Here is a 15251-nt window from a genome sequence, read left to right as displayed (position 1 = left end):
GTTCCGCCACATCGGGGAAACGAGTACCAGCGAACTGTGGAATAGTACTATACGGTGCAGTTCAAGCGCGTTCGGACTCCTCGCGCTCGAGGCCAGCCGTGCCCTCGGCCGCTTCGAGGTCGGCCAACTGGTCTACACGCACTGCATACAGATTGCCCGAGCCTCCGACGTAGACGGTCCCATCGGCGACTGCTGGCGTCGAATGGACTTCGGCCCCAGTGGCGAAACGCCATCGCTCGGTGCCGGTGGCCGCAGCGATTCCGTACAGGTGGCCGTCATCGCTGCCGATGTAGACGGTCCCATTGACGACCGGCGGCGGGGCGTTGCCTGGATACCCGGCCTCGAAGCGCCATCGTATGGTGCCACTGGTTGCATCCACGGCGATGAGGCCCTCGCCACTCCCGGCGTAGACGGTGTCATCGACGACCGCTGGTGACGTGACCGTGGTACCAGCGTCGAACGTCCACTCCAAGCGGCCACTCGTCGCGTCCACCGCGTACAGCTGTTGGTTGGCGTTCGCAACGTAGACGGTCCCGTCGGCGACTGTCGGCGCGGTATTGATCCAGTCGCCGAGTTCGACGGCCCACTGTTCGGTCCCGTCGGCGACATTCAGTGCGAACAACTGTCCGCTGTAGCTCCCAACGTAGACGGTCTCGGCCGTGACTGCCGGCGAGAAGTTGACTGGACCTCCGGTGTCGAAGGCCCACCTCTGGGCCCCGGTCGCCGTATCAACCGCGTACAGGTGGCCGGTGTTGCTTCCGATGTAGACCGCGCCGTCGCGGACCGTCGGCGAGCCGTTCGGCCAATCGCCGGTGTCGAACGCCCACTGCTCGGTGCCGCTGGTCGAATCTACCGCGTACAAGTGGCCACAGTCCAGCCCCTCCTGACTCCCGACGTAGACGGTGCCGTCGGCCACCGTCGGTGTGGATTTCACCGTGCCTCCAGTATCGAAGGCCCATTGTTGGGTCCCGCTGGCTGCGTCCACCGCGTACAGGTGCTCGTCCGTACTCCCGACATAGACAGTTCCCTCGACTACCGCTGGCGGGGCGTCGATCCGGTCCCAGGTTTCGAACGTCCAGCGGTGTATTCCACGACCGGCATCACCCCCCGAACTCCCACGACTCATTGGTGCCCGCAGTATTTCGACGCTCCTCGTATCAATCTACGCACAGTGGCGGTGCCAACTTGGAGAGTGAGTATTCGAGTCCGAAGTACTATCGACGAATTCGAACACTTCACTCTCTAAGCCAACGTGACCAATCCGGACACCACTCGATAATGTAGAGTCACGGCGACCAGCACTGCCGTGCTATCTCGGCTCACTGCTAGTATATCTCCTCATGCGGTGTCCTAACAGCTGTTACTCATGACCACTCACGGCACAGCAGCAGAGCGTCCCGTCGCCAACCGCCGGAGCGTCCTCAAGGGCATCGGAGCCGGGGTCGCTGCAACCACCCTCCTCGGGATTGCTGGGAGTGCCATTGCAGGCCGGACCAATCCCTTCGACACGCCGAACGCGAACTACGTCGAAGGCGAGTCGACATCCGTCGCTGGAACGGACCCGGATGTCTGGACGTTCGCGACCAGCAACCGCGCCGGCAAGCCCACCCACCTCGGAATCTGGCTGGAGCGCGACGCGTTCGAGACGCTGACCGCCGAGCCCGAGCACCGGGTGCTGTCGCTCGATTTCCCGGCTGTCGACGGTCTGACCTACACCTTCGCTGGGATCAACTGGAACCCGATGGGCCACCCGCCGGCCAGCGTGTGGACGACGCCCCACTTCGACTTCCACTACTACTTCGTCGACCAGAGCCTAATCGAGGGCATCGTCGGCCCCGCACCCGGTCCCGTGATGGGTATCGCAACGTACGACGTGCCCGACGAGTACTTCGCCGAGAACTACGTCTACGAATCCCCCCGGCTCATCGTCCCCGAGATGGGCGAGCACATCTACGACGAAACCTCGCCGGAGTGGAATCCGGAGGTCCCGTTCACGCACACGTATATCTACGGGCTCTACGACCCGAGCATCGACCCCACCTCGCCCAGCGGAACGGTGGACCTCCCGTTCGGGCCTGGCGGCAGCCTCGTTCCGGTCCCGACCTACGAGGGCGACGGCATGGGCGAACTCACGTTCACCGAGCCGATGATTACCGAGGCGTTCATGCGTGACGTGGAGGCGAGCGGTGTCGAGGTCACGACACCCGTCCCGCTCCCGGCCGCGTTCCCGGAAGCCGGCTACTACCCGACCAGCTACACCACCCGGTACGTTGGGAGCGCCGACGCGTACGCGATTACCCTCGAGAACTTCGAATGGGTCGATGCGTACAGCGACTGAGTGCCGTTCGGGTTCGCACTCGCTCCCCTCGAAGGCCGGAGACGAGAGTTCGTCGATACGGAACCCCAGTTAGCGTCTACAGGCAGAGTTTGGTGGGATGAAGTAGCAATCCACAGCAGGTAGAGATGTTACTCGGCGGCTCGGCGTGATATCTGAGTTCGTTGGCTCACCCTACCGCGGCGTGCGAACAGTATCAGCTTCTAAGCAGAGAGATACCAGTCGTTGCTGATACTACAACGACTCCCGATTCATTACCGATACTTGACGATTGCAACGTGACTAGCACGGCCGAATTGGAGACCTGTGCCCGACATGGCTCCGGCATCGAGCTGCAGATATCGTCGGACCAGACGTCCTCGGGAGGGAACGACGATGTCGATATCGGTGGCTCAGAAAGGGAGCTTGTCACGCGCTGATTGGAGAGCGAGCCGAGAGAGCAGGCGGACGGGGCCACGCTTGGGTAAGTCTCGAATCGTCTCGATGGAACCCGGTGGCTCACCCCCTCCAACGTGTAGCTCCCATCCCATCTCGTCGGCAAAGCGGTCGACCGCCGATTCTACCCGCTCCTGTACCGCTTTGGCATCTATCGTCATCGGCTGCCCCGCTCGCATCACGATCTCTCCGTCGACGATGGCCGTTTCCACATCGGCTGGCGTGGCGTTGTTCACGACGTGGGCCGGGATGTTCGTGAGCGGTGTGAACTTCGGCTTGTCCACATCGAGAAGGATGATGTCTGCCCGCTTTCCCGGCTCGATGCTTCCAATCTCGTCGCCGATGCCCAGCGCACGAGCCCCGTCGATGGTCAGCATCCGCACCAGTTCCATCGAGGAGTACTGTCCGGTCGTCCGCTTGACGTTGGCCGCGAGGCGGGCCTGTCGGGCCTCGCCGAACATGCTGTAGGAGTCGTGCCAGTAGTGGTCGTCGATACCCAACCCGACATCGACATCCGCCTCCCGCAGTTCGGGGACGGGCGTCCACTGCATCTCGGCGTCCGGGTTCCAGTAGCAGAACACCGAGGGGCAGTGGGCGACCGACGCATCTGCCTCGGCAGTTCGCTCGATATCTGCCTCGTCGGCGACGCGGAAGTGTGCCGCGACCAGTCGGTCGTCGAGAAGTCCAACCTCATCGAGCAGTCCGAGTGAATCCGTCCCTCCGTTTGCCCGTGCCATCGTGTTGCTCTCCTCGAGTTCGAGCAGATGGGTATGGACGAGCAGCTCTGGATATTCGTCGGTGAGAGCAGCGGTGCGCTCCCATAGGTCGCGTGTACATGACCAGTCATCATGCGGGCAGATCGTCGCCTGGATTCGTCCGTCGTAGGTGTCGTGGTGCTCGTCGATGAACGCACGAGCGCGGTCGAACTGCTCGTCGACGGGGACATCCCAGAACAAATCCGTGATCGTTGGGCCGAAGAAGCCCCGGAGGCCAGCCTCGCCAAAGGTCTCCGCCCCCGTACTCGGACGGACATCCATCGAGTTACTCGTCGTGACACCGCCGAGGAGGAAGTTCAGCGCGGCGAGCTCGTACCCAGCCTCGACCAGATAATCGAAGTCGCCCTCACCGAGGCGACCGTAGATGGCCGTCATACTGCCCATCATCTCCAGCAGATCCAGATCGCTGAACGCGCCGATCAACGGTGTCAGTTCGAGGTGGGTGTGGGCGTTGACCAGTCCCGGCATCGCCAGCATCCCGTCGCCGTCGATCGTGTGCGTGGCGTCGATTGCTCCATCGTCGTCTGCGGACTTCCGAACCTCGGTGATGTGACCGTCATCGACGAGTATCGTCCCGTGTTCGTACAGCCGGTTTCGCTCGTCGACCGTGAGAACAAGCGCATCCGAGATAGCGATGTCAACGGCCATATGTCATCCCGGAATCGGCAGTCGTGTCAAAGTTGTTGGGACGATCTGTCGAAGACTATCCTCAATCGACGGGGCGAAGCGAAGAACGAACCGCTTCGGCGGCGGATTCGGTGTTAGAACCCCCACCGGAGGCCAGACATCGTTGCAACGATGGCGATCATCAGGACGAGTTCGACCAGACTCAGCATGCCGTACTTCTTGTTCAGCGAGGCGAGACGCTCGTGGTCGGTCTCGTCGGCGGCAATCTCATCGAACATCCCTGCCGTGAACTTGTGGAGTGGCCCGAACCCGAGAACGAGCAGCGCAATCGCGATAGCAAGTGCAGCCCACAGTGATACCGTCGGGGATGCCCACAGGCCCATCATGCTAGCAAGGCCGATGCCAGACCCGATTGCGCCAACCGAGACGGGCTCCATCAGCAGGTTCATCTTCGGAACAAAGCCTTCAGCGAACTCAACGTTGGCTTCCTCGGAGAGGCCCCCCATCACGGGGCCGAGAACGACCGCGCCGAGTACCGCAGTTCCGAACCAGAATGCACCGAGGAACAGGTGGACGGTGAACATGATTCGGACATCACTCGAGAGGTAGCCTAATACGGGTAGTACCAAGGGAACGGCGACGGCACCGGCCGCGAACGGCCGGGATGCCGCATCAGTCATCAAGCGGTACCGTTCGCGTGTACTCGTCGGTCTGTGTGCATCAGCCAACGGCATACCGTATCTCCATTACTGGAGGAGAATCAGAAGTAGCTCACAAAAAAGTGAGCAAATCGGCAGAAGCCCCAGTTATGTTCAGCTCAGTCTGCGAGCCATGCCAATCTCTGATTGTGCTCCTGAAGATACGTCGGCTCAGGGCCTGTATCTCCGAACGAGACCTGCTCCCCTGCTTGTTCGATAATCGTCCGCTGGAGGATATCGCTCTGCGTGTCGAACTCCGGATTTACTCGAAGCCGGTAGTCCGCATCAATCGTGAACAGCTCTCTATCGAATGCCGCATGGTGGGTCTTGCTCAGCGGAAGCACGTTGCCGAGGTCCGCCCGGTGGTCCGGGTACTCGCTCCACGGGAGGACGTGCGCAACATCCAGCAGGGCTGGATGATCCACGTGTGAGACTGGACACATCCCGTCGTGCTGAGAGAGTACCGTTGCTCGGAACTCCGGGTCGACTGACCGCGCGACAACCGTCGTCTCGTACGTGGCAGCGGTCAATCCGTCACCAGCATTCGAGACGGATGCCTCCTCGGTTCCTGCCCATTGCTCCACAGCACGGTCGGTGAACTTCCGCCCCTCGTCAGTAAGGGAGTACAGGCTACCATCCTTTTCGACGAGCCCGAGGCTCCGGAGCCAGTTCGTCCGCTGTTTGGCCATATCGGGACTCGACGGGTTCCAGCCGAGTTCCGGGTGCGTATCGAGCTGCTGATGGCTGACCTCGTCGATCGTCATCGGACCCGCGGAGAGTGCGTAGAGGAGACTTCGAAGGCCGACGTTCCGACGAACCATGATCTCGAGCAGCGTCGAGGTCGTCTGATCGGATAGGTACGCCTCTCCCTCCGGACCAAGCTGCCAGTAGTCTCCAGCACGTCGAATGAATCCAACGTCCTCGAGGTAGTCGACCCGTCGGAGGATCGAGTCACGACTCGAGACACGCGCGAAGGTGCCACGATGCCACCCGACCAGCTCGTCCGTTGTCGGCTGGTGCTCGTCGACGAATTCCAGAATCGCATCCAGTGTCTCCACGTAGCTCGTTCCCCCACCGAACATCGGAACGATGCTGCGGAGCCGTTCCGGCGACATGCTCACGATGATTCCACGGACGCGACATGATCGTTTCCCCCAACGAGACCGAGCGAAAACGCGGGTTCTCGACAGAAAGGTACAGCTGAGAGCGACGATATACCTGATCCGTAGTTTCAAGCGCCCGTTCCCAGTTGGTGAACTGTGACACTCCGTGAGGCCGCGTCGATCGATGACCTCTACCGAGCGATTCGCGACACCGATCTCGCCCTGACGTCCGACCCGCCGCTCGCACTCGCACTCGATCGGCGCGTCGACCGGCCCAGGATCGGTCGCGTGGGTGCGACCCCACGCGGCCACGCCTCGAACCAGCTCACGCCGATGGATCGCCGGAACCTCTTCAGGACCCTCGTCACCGAGACGGATTTGACCTGGAAGCAAGCCCATCGGGCACTCGACCGAACGCTCCAGGCGTGGGACCGGACCGGGAATATTGACGCCATTCTCGACTACGACGAGTTCGACACGCTGGGGATCCGGACTGCTGTCGAGACGCTCCGTACGGCCGACAGTAGCTACCACAAACTCGCGGACAGCCGCCTCGATGACGAACTCAACCTGGCCGTCATCGGCGAATCGGCCCTCTCAGAACTGGACCGCTCGTTGCTGCCGGCTGACTACGAGACGGTCGACCGCTTCACCGGCGCCACCGGGACGCTCCCCACGTTTGATATCTTCCCATCCGCGACGGCGATCGTCGACGCACTCATCGAGCAACTGTCGGCCGGCACCGCCGAATCGGTCGGTGTCGTGCTGGACGAGTCGACCGTCTTCAGCCCCCTCGTTGAGGCGGGGCTGGCCGCAGCAGAGATTCCGTTCCAGGGCGGTCCCGGCTTTGTCGACGACCCCGATGTTCGAACCTTCCTGCGGCTACTGCAAGCCGTATTCACCGGCAGCGATCTTCGCGTCGGTGATATCGAGCCGCTGCTCGCACCGCTCGGTGTCGATGTCCCCCGCAAGCTCGGTGAGCAGCGCGTCGATGCACTCGAAGACTCGGCCCTCCCCGGACTAGCAACGGTCGAGGAGGCGGTCCACACGGGCACACTCCGCGACGCGATTCAGGCCTACGAAGCGCTTGCTGGCGTCACCTTGGGCACGCTCCGGGACGAGTGTGACCGGCTGGGTGTCCTCGACACGGCGGTTACCTCGGAGTTGCTTGACCGGCTCACGTACTACTTCCAGTCGTTCGACGTGCCGGTCGACAGAGAGCGGGATGGCGTGCTCCTGACGGACGCCGCCTCGACAGCGTACATCGATCGGCCGGTCGTATTCTACCTCGGACTCGGGACGGGCTGGGCGAAGACACCGCCCGACGTGCCCTGGATCGACAGCACCGAGTACGTCCAGCAGGACCTCGACCGGTTCGAGATCCTCCTCCAGAACGGTCGCCAGCGGCATTATCTCGTTCAGGATACCCGTGCCGGTGAGGACGTGACGCCGTGTGTCTACTTCCGGCAGCTGTTCGAGCAGTCGTTCGACCGCTTCAGCGATCTCCCGCACGAGCGCTACGACGACTACGGCGTCGAGCGAGGGGCACCCGGACAGCCGTTCGTTGCGCCACCCCTGACGGACGGTGATACCGACGACGTGGGTGCACTCAGCCAATCGTCGCTGAAACGGCTCGCCAACTGCCCCCGTGAGGAGTTCTTCACCCGACTGGTCGAGACTCCAACGGCGAGCTACATGGCTCGCGGGACGGTCGTCCACGAGGCGGCGGAGCTGTACGTCACCCACCCGGAGACGGTTCGCAAGGAGTTCGAGACGGTCGTCGATGCGATGGTCGAGCAGGTTCGGGCGTACGCCACGGACGACCGGCATCCGGTCGAGCGAACACAGCTGGCGATCGCGCTCGAAACGGCGATGGAATACCTGGATACGAACTCGCCCGAGGAAGCGGACCACGACGCGTACGCTGATCGCTCACAGGAGAACGAGCTCGCTGACCGGTTGGGCCTCGAGTGCGAGTCACAGCTCACCGAGCGCTGGTTCGAGGTCCCCGAAGCGGGGATTCGTGGCTTCGTGGATCTCCTCCGAGGTCCGACCGACCTCGTCGACTACAAGACCGGAAGCCAGTCGACAGCGTCGAAGCTGCGCGACCGGGCCTCCATCGACCCACTCCACGATGACCCGAACTTCCAGGCCGCGCTCTATCTCCTCCAGCACCGACAGCAAGAGCCGGACGAACCACTCTCGATCCACTTCGTCCACGTCCTCGAACACGCTGACCGGATGGCCAGAGGCGAGGCTCCGGATGTCGAGGAACTTGTGACGACCATCACCTACCTGCCCGTCACGTTCAGCGAGTTCGTCGCACGGCGCGAGGTGTACGAGGCTGTCACCGACTACGCGGAGTCCAACGACCGGGTGAAAGCGCTCGACCCGCTCGGCTACGACGCCTATCGGGAGTTCTTCCTCGACCACGACCTCCCCCGGGAAGGCGAGGCCCCCGAGCAGCGCGAAGCCGTCATCACCGCGTTCATCGAGTACACGAAACGGCACGTCAAGGACACCGCCTACGTCGAGAACGGCTGCCGAGATGCGATCGACGACATGGACGATGTCGTTGGGACGTACTACCTGAAGCCGGATCTCGACGCGTTCGAGACGTTCGTCGACGAACAACTGGCCAATCTCAACGCGTATCGCAACGATTCGTTCCCTGTCCGGGCGACCGAGGACGGCCCGAACTGGGACCGAGTGGACAACCGTGATCTGATTCTCACTGATGACTGAGCCAACACCGAACGAGCAGCAAGCGGAGCTAATCACCAGCACTGAGGGAATCTATCGCGTCAACGCCGGGGCCGGAACCGGGAAGACGTTCGCCGTCACGCGGCGGTATGCCGAAATCCTCGAGACGACCGCCGCGACGCCCGAAGATATCCTGCTGGTGACGTTCACTCGGAACGCGGCAGCGGAAATGAAAGACCGGATCGTCCAGCAGACGGACTACGATCTCCGGGAACTGCAGGACGCCCCGATTAGTACGTTCCATTCCTACTGCTACCAGCTTCTCCGCCGGTACGGACACACCATCCCGGAGGCGCTCGGCATCGACGACCAGATCCCGGACGGGCTGGATCTGATCGAGGATCAGGTCCAAGAACGCCAGCACTTCCGGACGTTCATGTCCCGGTTCGCCGACCGCCATCCAGAACACGCCGATCTCCTCCGCATCTTCCGCGACCGGACGACGCTTCGCTCGCTGATCGGCCAACTGGCTGCGAAAGGCGTGATTCCGACCCGCGACGGCTGGTACCGAGATACCGCGGCATCGCTCACGGGAGACCGAGCGGCGTTCGAGGCGACGCTGGCCGAGACGAACGCACCCGGCGAGGGGTCACGAGGCCCGACCAACAGCGATGCTCGCAGCGCGGTCGGGGGCTGGGATGTGACCGAATACGCCCCTGACGCCCCGGACCGGTCGGCGGTACACGATGACCCGCAAATCGACGAGGCCCTCGTGCTGGAGGCCTTCGACGAGGATCGCGAGGCACTATGGGTGTTCCTCCACGATGTCTACATCGAGTATCTCGCCTTCGCGCTCTCGCGGAACTATCTGACGCAGGGCCTGATGCTGGCGCTCGCCTTCGTCATGCTCTGTGAGGAACCCGACGTGCGGGCAGCGGTGAGCCACGAGTACGTGATGGTGGATGAGTTCCAGGACACCAACGAGCTCCAGTTCAAGATCGCGCTGCTGCTCGCGTCGACAAACAACATCTGCGTCGTCGGAGACTGGAAGCAGAGTATCTACGGCTTCCAGTACACCAGCGTCGAGAACATTACCGAGTTCGAGACGCGCCTCGCGGAGTACGCTGCCGAACTGAACAGCGACACCGAGCGAATCGACTACCCCGTCGACGAGATCGAGTCGATCCCGCTGGTGCAGAACTACCGCTCCTCGGCATCGATTCTGGACTTCGCCGAGCAGAGCCTCTCCGTTCGGGCGACGTACTCGGAGGACCTCGACGAGGACCCGCTGGCCGGCGAGGCCTCACTCGAGGCGACCAATCACGTCGACAACGCACGGATCGAGGCCTACCAGGCCGCCGACGAGTACGACCTCATCCTCGACCGGATTCAGACGATCGTCGGCAACGACGACTATGCCGTCGAGGTGCGTGACGACCCCGCCTCCACTGAGGACATGTCGCCCCAGGAACAGCGAGCAGCCGAGGAGGAGCGCCTCGGTGCGCCCTCGTACAGCGATATCGCGGTGTTCACGCGGAAACGGAACTTCGCCCGGGACCTGCTCGACCGGGCGGCCGAATACAACGTCCCGGTCGCCTACGAGGGCGGCGTCGAGTTGTTCGACACGCCGGAGGCGAAGCTCCTGCTCGCCTGGCTCCGCATCTGCGAGTCCGACGACACCCGCGGCTGGGCCGTAGTGCTTGAACGGGCTGGCTACACCTACGGGCAGACGGAGGCCATTCTCGAGGACGACGTGTATCCGGATGCGATGGTCTCGTTCCGCGACGAGCTGCTCGAACTGGAGACGATCGGGGCACTCGCCCAGCGTGTCTTCAACCGGTACGACCTCGCGAACGCGTTCGCCGACGCGTTGCTGGATCACCTGACCGGCGTGTACGAGGGCACGCTCATGACCCGCGGCGAGGCGATCACGTACATCACCGATAACCTGGAGAACGGGAGCACGGTGGAGATCGACACGAGCCCCGGACAGGACGCCGTGACGCTGCAGACCATCCACGGCGCGAAAGGGCTCGAATACCCGATCGTCCTGCTGGGGAACCTGAACTACCGCGCGTTCCCACACTACGGGCAACCGCCGTCCTCACCGATCGTGTATCGGGAGCCGCTGGGCCTCCGACAGCGGCGGGTGTTCACCGACGAGGGCTCGCACCCGCACGTGTTCACGCACTGGCAGTACGACCTGCTCACGTCCTGCCTGCCGTCCGAATATGATGAGGAGCGGCGGTTACTGTACGTCGCGATGACGCGGGCGAAGCGGCATCTGCTGTTCACCGCCGGCGAGGACCCGAGTCTGTTCTTTTCGGAGTTGTCGGTGGAGGCTACGGAGGTCGACCCGGACCCCTCGGAGCAGGGAACCACGACGGAGACGATGTCAGCCTTCGAGATCGAGATTCCCGACTCGGACGGCCAGCCTCGACGCCACGGCGTTCACGATATCATGGACAACAGCGTGTATGAGGAGGCGACAGGAGGTCGTGGGACGGAGTTCGGCAACGAACTCCACGACTTTGCGGAAGCCTACGTTCTCGGAGGAGCAGTGGAGCCATCGAACGAGGACGAAGAGAACGTGGTGCGGCTCATCGATGGATTAGAGGGCGAGTGCAAGGCCGAAGAGACGGTCCTACTCCCGCTTGATACTGACCCAGCGGTGACGCTCACGGGCATCATCGATCTGCTGCATATCACGCCCGAGCGTGTCGACGTGATTGATTATAAGACCGACCTAAGTCGGGTTGCTGAGCCCGAGTACCGGAAGCAATTGAGCGCGTACTACCACGTGCTGACTGCCGTTTATCCGGACCGAGAGATTCGCTTATCGATTTACTATACGGCTGATGATGAACTGGTCACTCTCCAGACGCTGTCAGAGCGTGATCTTTGCTCGATGGCAGAGCAGACGCTGTTCGAGTTAGAACAGGCAGACTAGCCAAGCATCTCCTCGACTCGGCCAGTTACCCGGATTCAGCCGCCGTCCCGATAGCTGATACTCCAGCAAGACGGAGTCGAGATATGGGAGAATACACTGAATCGGATATTTCCTATCTTCGGGGTCGTATCGAGGGCTTCCTCCAGGGAGTTGCCCGGCAGACACCAGGAAGCAAGGAGTTCGACCAAGACCAGTGGGAGTCACTGTACGGCACCCGAATCATCTACGATAACGTTCCGGCCTACCCCAGCCGGGAAGCACACGAGCAAGACCGGGGTGGATTCGTCCTCTGTAACTGGGATGACGCGACGGACACGAAGTATCTCAAGGAGGGCATCGATCTGCCTCGTGATCGGCCGGGGACGTTGGTCGCCGAAGATGGAACCGTCGTAATCAGTCGGCAGTCAGACCTCGTCATGTTCCAGTTAGACGAACGAGATCGACAGCTGATCGAGGAGTGGGATGAGTTATTGCTCGAAACGATTCGGAAGGTGTACGACACGTCTCCGAGCACCTGAGCGGACCGCGGGCTCGGAACTAGCTGAGTACGCGTCGATGCTATGGGAGACGGTTCTGCGTGTTCAAGACGCCCTCGTCACCCGCTTTGACCGCAGCCCACCAGGTCGCCAGCACGGCAAGCGTGACACGTTCCGGTGGCCCCGTCTCGATACAGGAGGGTTCGTGCGTTGTCAAATCGTTCGGGGGATGGAAATGGCGAATCGGGGTGTTGGTACCAGAGTTGGCGGCCTCTCGACCGATTCGGAACTCCAGTCCCTGCTCCCGGTAGTGATACTTGTAGTCGCCATTCTTCCACCACTGGATATCGAAGTATCCGGCGGGCTGATGAATGCCAGGTGCGACCGTCACTCGGGCGATACGGGGCCGCGATTGCCGCTGCTCGAACTGGCCGTGTCTGGTGTTCTTGTACCGTACCTCTCGGAATCCCTGACCCAGTTGATTGGCCAGCACGTTCACGCTGTCGAGAATCGCGTCCGGGTCGAGCCCGGAGCCATCACCCATCCCCATCCTACTGCGTGGGACGGCGCCCGGATTCGGTACCTACCTGGTCGTCAGTCTCGTGAACACGCTCTTTGGCCTGCTGGATCCGATACGCGGCCCGCAGGTAGTCTAGGTCGCGCTCGGCCGTCCGCCAGTGCGAGATGTCGGTGAGTTCGTCGTCCCCGAGACGGCAATCCGAGAGGAGCACGTCCTCAGGGGCGTCCGCCTCGTATCGGTCCTGATACTCACCGATCTCGGCCTTCACGGCCTGCAGTTGCTCGAGGAGCCCCTCGGAGGTAGCCAGCTGATGGAGTTGCTCTATAAGATAGCGATCGGAATCGCGGCGATAGGCCGTGCCTGACGTGGTCTGCGTCGCCTCTGCGACCCCTTCGTCAACGAGCGATTTCAGCGCCGACCGAGCCTTGCTCTCCGAGACAGCGGCGATATCAGCGATCTCACTCGCTGTTTTCGGCATCACGGTCCGCGAGATTACGGCCCGTATCCGCTCATCGGCCGTCGTCGTTGCCTTCCACTCGGCCGTCGCGAGGTCGTTGATCTCGTCGTACTCGTCCGTGTCGACGGTGAACGGGGAAAGGTCTTCGGCGTCGAGTGGCCGCTCCGGAGCTTCGGCCGAGTCGGGGAACACGTCCGGACCATCGCTCGGAGAGTCGTTGGGCATCGTATGCTTGTATAGGGTCCCGAAAGCACATATATGTTTGCGGCACAGATATATGCCGTATCTGGCCTGGCTCAGGTATGGTACTCAAGCCACCCGTAGATAGCGGTCACACCGATTCATTTGCATCTTCGAGGTAGCTATCGAGCTGTTCCCGGCGTTCTTCCGCATCGATATGCTGGTACGCCTTCTGTGTCGTCGAGAGATCGTCGTGCCGGAGGATGTCCTGAGCGTGTCCTCGGTCAATCCGATAGAGGAGATCACCCAGGCCACGCCGACCACCGTGGAGTTTGAGGTACTCACCATCGACTTCGAAATCCGCCCCGTCCGTGAGGCGCTTCATCACCGAACGGGCTCCCGCCGTCGTCAGCGGTGGAGGCGAGATGTTCTGCGTCCGGAGGAGTTGCCAGATATCCCCCTGCTCAGCGGCGAGGAGACGGTCGAATCGGTCGCCCAGCTCCGCTCGCGCTTTGTCGTAGAGCGAGGGGGAATGGCCCGAAGGGAACACCGGCCACTGCCCATCGTCAGGGTCTAGGGCGCTATGGAGATCACGGACAGCAGGCAGACACTTCGACGGAAGCGGCGTTCGTTCCCAGGTCTGATTCTTTCCGAAAATCAGCATCGTCCCAGCATCGAAGTCCACGTTCTCCCACCGGAGGCCGTTGCGACCCTCCCGGTCATCTTTCGTGTGGGAGAGGACCTCGGCACCACGAACCCCAGAGTATGCGAGGACGCGAACCAGCGCACGGTTTCGGTTCTCAATCAGTGCAGTATCAGGAGCAGCCGCCGCTTGTTCATCGACGAACTCCACGATGGCTTGCCGCTGAGCCGGCGTCCAGAACTGCTGGTCCGTCCGATCCGAGCGTTGCTGCTGTGGGAGCGACTCGGAGGCTGCCTCGGCGAGTGCCGGATTGCGATCAAGGGCTCCCTGCCGGACACCGAACGAGAGACACGCCGAGACAATCGCGAAGTATCGCTCTGCTGTGGCTGCCACTAACTCGTCGTCAGCCACCCGCTTGGCTAACTGGAGGGCGTATTCGTTCAGTACTCGGGGACCCGCTTGGGAATCGTTCAGCTCGTCCAGTTCGTGGGACTCCGTAGCCATCCATGCGGCCCAGCGGTTGAGGACCGAAGCAGCCGTGCTCGCATAGGCCTGGCTTCCGGTAGTGCGCTGGGAGGTGAGATAGCGGTCGACGAGCGCTCGAAGGTCGCTGTCGAGAGCCGGGCAGGACTCCTCAGCGTCGGAGGTGCTATCGAAATCCTCGGTGAGCGCAGTCTGTTGATGGTCGTTGTTTTCTGATCCCATCGGGGACTAGTCGCCGCGTTATCCCGGATAAAATTTGGTCGGTGCCTCCCTCTACAACGGAGTGGACTGAACGAATGATGTCGAGCGGATGCCCGCAAGACACTCGTCGGGTTATATATCCGGGCAGGCGAACCGGGCTCGCTCATCGCGGACGCGAGCCTGCTCGACAGGAGTGCCTGGAGAGGAACTCCAGCCGGGATCTGCCGGACGTATTCTGGGAGTCGTTTTCCGACATGTAGTCTCCAAACTCGTTCCCGCCGTCCCCGAAATCCGGATTGTGGGGCCGGCGGAGAAACGCACAAACGAATTAACACGGGAGCGAACACCTCAGGTCATGTCCACCACCCTCACGACTCCCGACGAGTCGGAACCGTGCGCATACTGCGGGTCCCGCATCTTCGACCACGACCCCATCTGTGTCCGCGACTGCACCGCAGACTGTGGGTCGCCGGCCTATTTCTGCAACCACGCCTGTCTATCGGTGTATATCGACGATAACGACCTGACGGCCGGTGATGCCTGCAGGTGGGACTCGGACGCCGACGGCTGCTGTTGACGGGGAGGCTCGGCGCGATAGCCCCGATTCCCGACCGGTTGTGACGCAAGCGGTCACGCTGCTCGACACCGACGAATAAGAACACCA

General features: G+C 62.2%; 12 protein-coding genes. 5 read left to right on the top strand and 7 right to left on the bottom strand.

Features of this window, described 5'->3' with window-relative positions; all coding sequences use genetic code 11:
- Positions 1–61: 61 nt before the first annotated feature.
- A complete protein-coding gene (locus NL114_RS10385) occupies positions 62–1126 on the bottom strand; it encodes an outer membrane protein assembly factor BamB family protein (protein ID WP_254820845.1) in 1065 nt (354 codons plus the stop codon).
- 240 nt (positions 1127–1366) lie between these two features.
- On the opposite strand from NL114_RS10385, the gene NL114_RS10380 reads away from it, so the two are divergent.
- Positions 1367–2338, top strand: a complete 972-nt coding sequence (locus NL114_RS10380; RefSeq protein ID WP_254820844.1) for a hypothetical protein — start codon at positions 1367–1369, stop codon at positions 2336–2338.
- Between the two features lie 389 nt (positions 2339–2727).
- Here NL114_RS10380 and NL114_RS10375 read toward each other — a convergent pair whose 3' ends face one another.
- The 3 genes from NL114_RS10375 to NL114_RS10365 all read right to left on the bottom strand — a co-directional run bounded on the left by NL114_RS10375 (position 2728) and on the right by NL114_RS10365 (position 5986).
- A complete protein-coding gene (locus tag NL114_RS10375) occupies positions 2728–4194 on the bottom strand; it encodes an amidohydrolase family protein (RefSeq protein WP_254820843.1) in 1467 nt (488 codons plus the stop codon).
- A gap of 113 nt (positions 4195–4307) precedes the next feature.
- Positions 4308–4853 (bottom strand): hypothetical protein, encoded by a 546-nt coding sequence (locus tag NL114_RS10370; RefSeq protein WP_254820842.1) that lies wholly within the window; start codon positions 4851–4853, stop codon positions 4308–4310.
- Positions 4854–4990: 137 nt separating this feature from the next.
- Positions 4991–5986 carry an HNH endonuclease gene (locus NL114_RS10365; protein ID WP_254820841.1) on the bottom strand — a complete coding sequence of 332 codons (996 nt, stop codon included), beginning with the start codon at positions 5984–5986 and terminating at the stop codon, positions 4991–4993.
- A 144-nt stretch (positions 5987–6130) separates the two neighbouring features.
- On the opposite strand from NL114_RS10365, the gene NL114_RS10360 reads away from it, so the two are divergent.
- From NL114_RS10360 to NL114_RS10350, 3 genes are all read left to right on the top strand, one after another.
- Positions 6131–8719, top strand: coding sequence for a PD-(D/E)XK nuclease family protein (locus NL114_RS10360; RefSeq protein ID WP_254820840.1), 2589 nt, complete (start codon positions 6131–6133; stop codon positions 8717–8719).
- Positions 8712–11627, top strand: coding sequence for a UvrD-helicase domain-containing protein (locus NL114_RS10355; RefSeq protein WP_254820839.1), 2916 nt, complete (start codon positions 8712–8714; stop codon positions 11625–11627). The genes NL114_RS10360 and NL114_RS10355 overlap by 8 nt, the downstream gene beginning before the upstream one ends.
- Before the next feature lie 83 nt (positions 11628–11710).
- Positions 11711–12145 carry a hypothetical protein gene (locus tag NL114_RS10350; RefSeq protein ID WP_254820838.1) on the top strand — a complete coding sequence of 145 codons (435 nt, stop codon included), beginning with the start codon at positions 11711–11713 and terminating at the stop codon, positions 12143–12145.
- Between the two features lie 40 nt (positions 12146–12185).
- Here NL114_RS10350 and NL114_RS10345 read toward each other — a convergent pair whose 3' ends face one another.
- The 3 genes from NL114_RS10345 to NL114_RS10335 all read right to left on the bottom strand — a co-directional run bounded on the left by NL114_RS10345 (position 12186) and on the right by NL114_RS10335 (position 14608).
- Complete coding sequence (locus tag NL114_RS10345) at positions 12186–12647, bottom strand: toxin-antitoxin system TumE family protein (protein WP_254820837.1); 462 nt, start codon at positions 12645–12647, stop codon at positions 12186–12188.
- A 7-nt stretch (positions 12648–12654) separates the two neighbouring features.
- Positions 12655–13305, bottom strand: a complete 651-nt coding sequence (locus NL114_RS10340) for a winged helix-turn-helix domain-containing protein (RefSeq protein ID WP_254820836.1) — start codon at positions 13303–13305, stop codon at positions 12655–12657.
- Positions 13306–13411: 106 nt separating this feature from the next.
- On the bottom strand, positions 13412–14608 hold the full coding sequence (locus NL114_RS10335; RefSeq protein ID WP_254820835.1) for a tyrosine-type recombinase/integrase: 1197 nt from the start codon (positions 14606–14608) through the stop codon (positions 13412–13414).
- 334 nt (positions 14609–14942) lie between these two features.
- On the opposite strand from NL114_RS10335, the gene NL114_RS10330 reads away from it, so the two are divergent.
- Complete coding sequence (locus NL114_RS10330) at positions 14943–15164, top strand: hypothetical protein (RefSeq protein WP_254820834.1); 222 nt, start codon at positions 14943–14945, stop codon at positions 15162–15164.
- The last annotated feature ends 87 nt before the right edge of the window (positions 15165–15251 follow it).

Origin of the sequence: Haloglomus halophilum (assembly GCF_024298885.1) — an archaeon.
GTDB classification, from domain to species: domain Archaea; phylum Halobacteriota; class Halobacteria; order Halobacteriales; family Haloarculaceae; genus Haloglomus; species Haloglomus halophilum.
The sequence above is the reverse complement of the archived record's forward strand: the minus strand, read 5'-3'. Positions and strand labels throughout refer to the sequence as shown.

Bases quoted from the DNA above. Each gene is read 5' to 3' on its own strand.
- NL114_RS10385 (WP_254820845.1), bottom strand. From the start codon at position 1,126: ATGAGTCGTGGGAGTTCGGGGGGTGATGCCGGTCGTGGAATACACCGC.
- NL114_RS10350 (WP_254820838.1), top strand. From the start codon at position 11,711: ATGGGAGAATACACTGAATCGGATATTTCCTATCTTCGGGGTCGTATC.
- NL114_RS10370 (WP_254820842.1), bottom strand. From the start codon at position 4,853: ATGACTGATGCGGCATCCCGGCCGTTCGCGGCCGGTGCCGTCGCCGTT.
- NL114_RS10380 (WP_254820844.1), top strand. From the start codon at position 1,367: ATGACCACTCACGGCACAGCAGCAGAGCGTCCCGTCGCCAACCGCCGG.
- NL114_RS10365 (WP_254820841.1), bottom strand. From the start codon at position 5,986: ATGTCGCCGGAACGGCTCCGCAGCATCGTTCCGATGTTCGGTGGGGGA.
- NL114_RS10330 (WP_254820834.1), top strand. From the start codon at position 14,943: ATGTCCACCACCCTCACGACTCCCGACGAGTCGGAACCGTGCGCATAC.
- NL114_RS10375 (WP_254820843.1), bottom strand. From the start codon at position 4,194: ATGGCCGTTGACATCGCTATCTCGGATGCGCTTGTTCTCACGGTCGAC.
- NL114_RS10345 (WP_254820837.1), bottom strand. From the start codon at position 12,647: ATGGGTGATGGCTCCGGGCTCGACCCGGACGCGATTCTCGACAGCGTG.
- NL114_RS10355 (WP_254820839.1), top strand. From the start codon at position 8,712: ATGACTGAGCCAACACCGAACGAGCAGCAAGCGGAGCTAATCACCAGC.
- NL114_RS10335 (WP_254820835.1), bottom strand. From the start codon at position 14,608: ATGGGATCAGAAAACAACGACCATCAACAGACTGCGCTCACCGAGGAT.
- NL114_RS10340 (WP_254820836.1), bottom strand. From the start codon at position 13,305: ATGCCCAACGACTCTCCGAGCGATGGTCCGGACGTGTTCCCCGACTCG.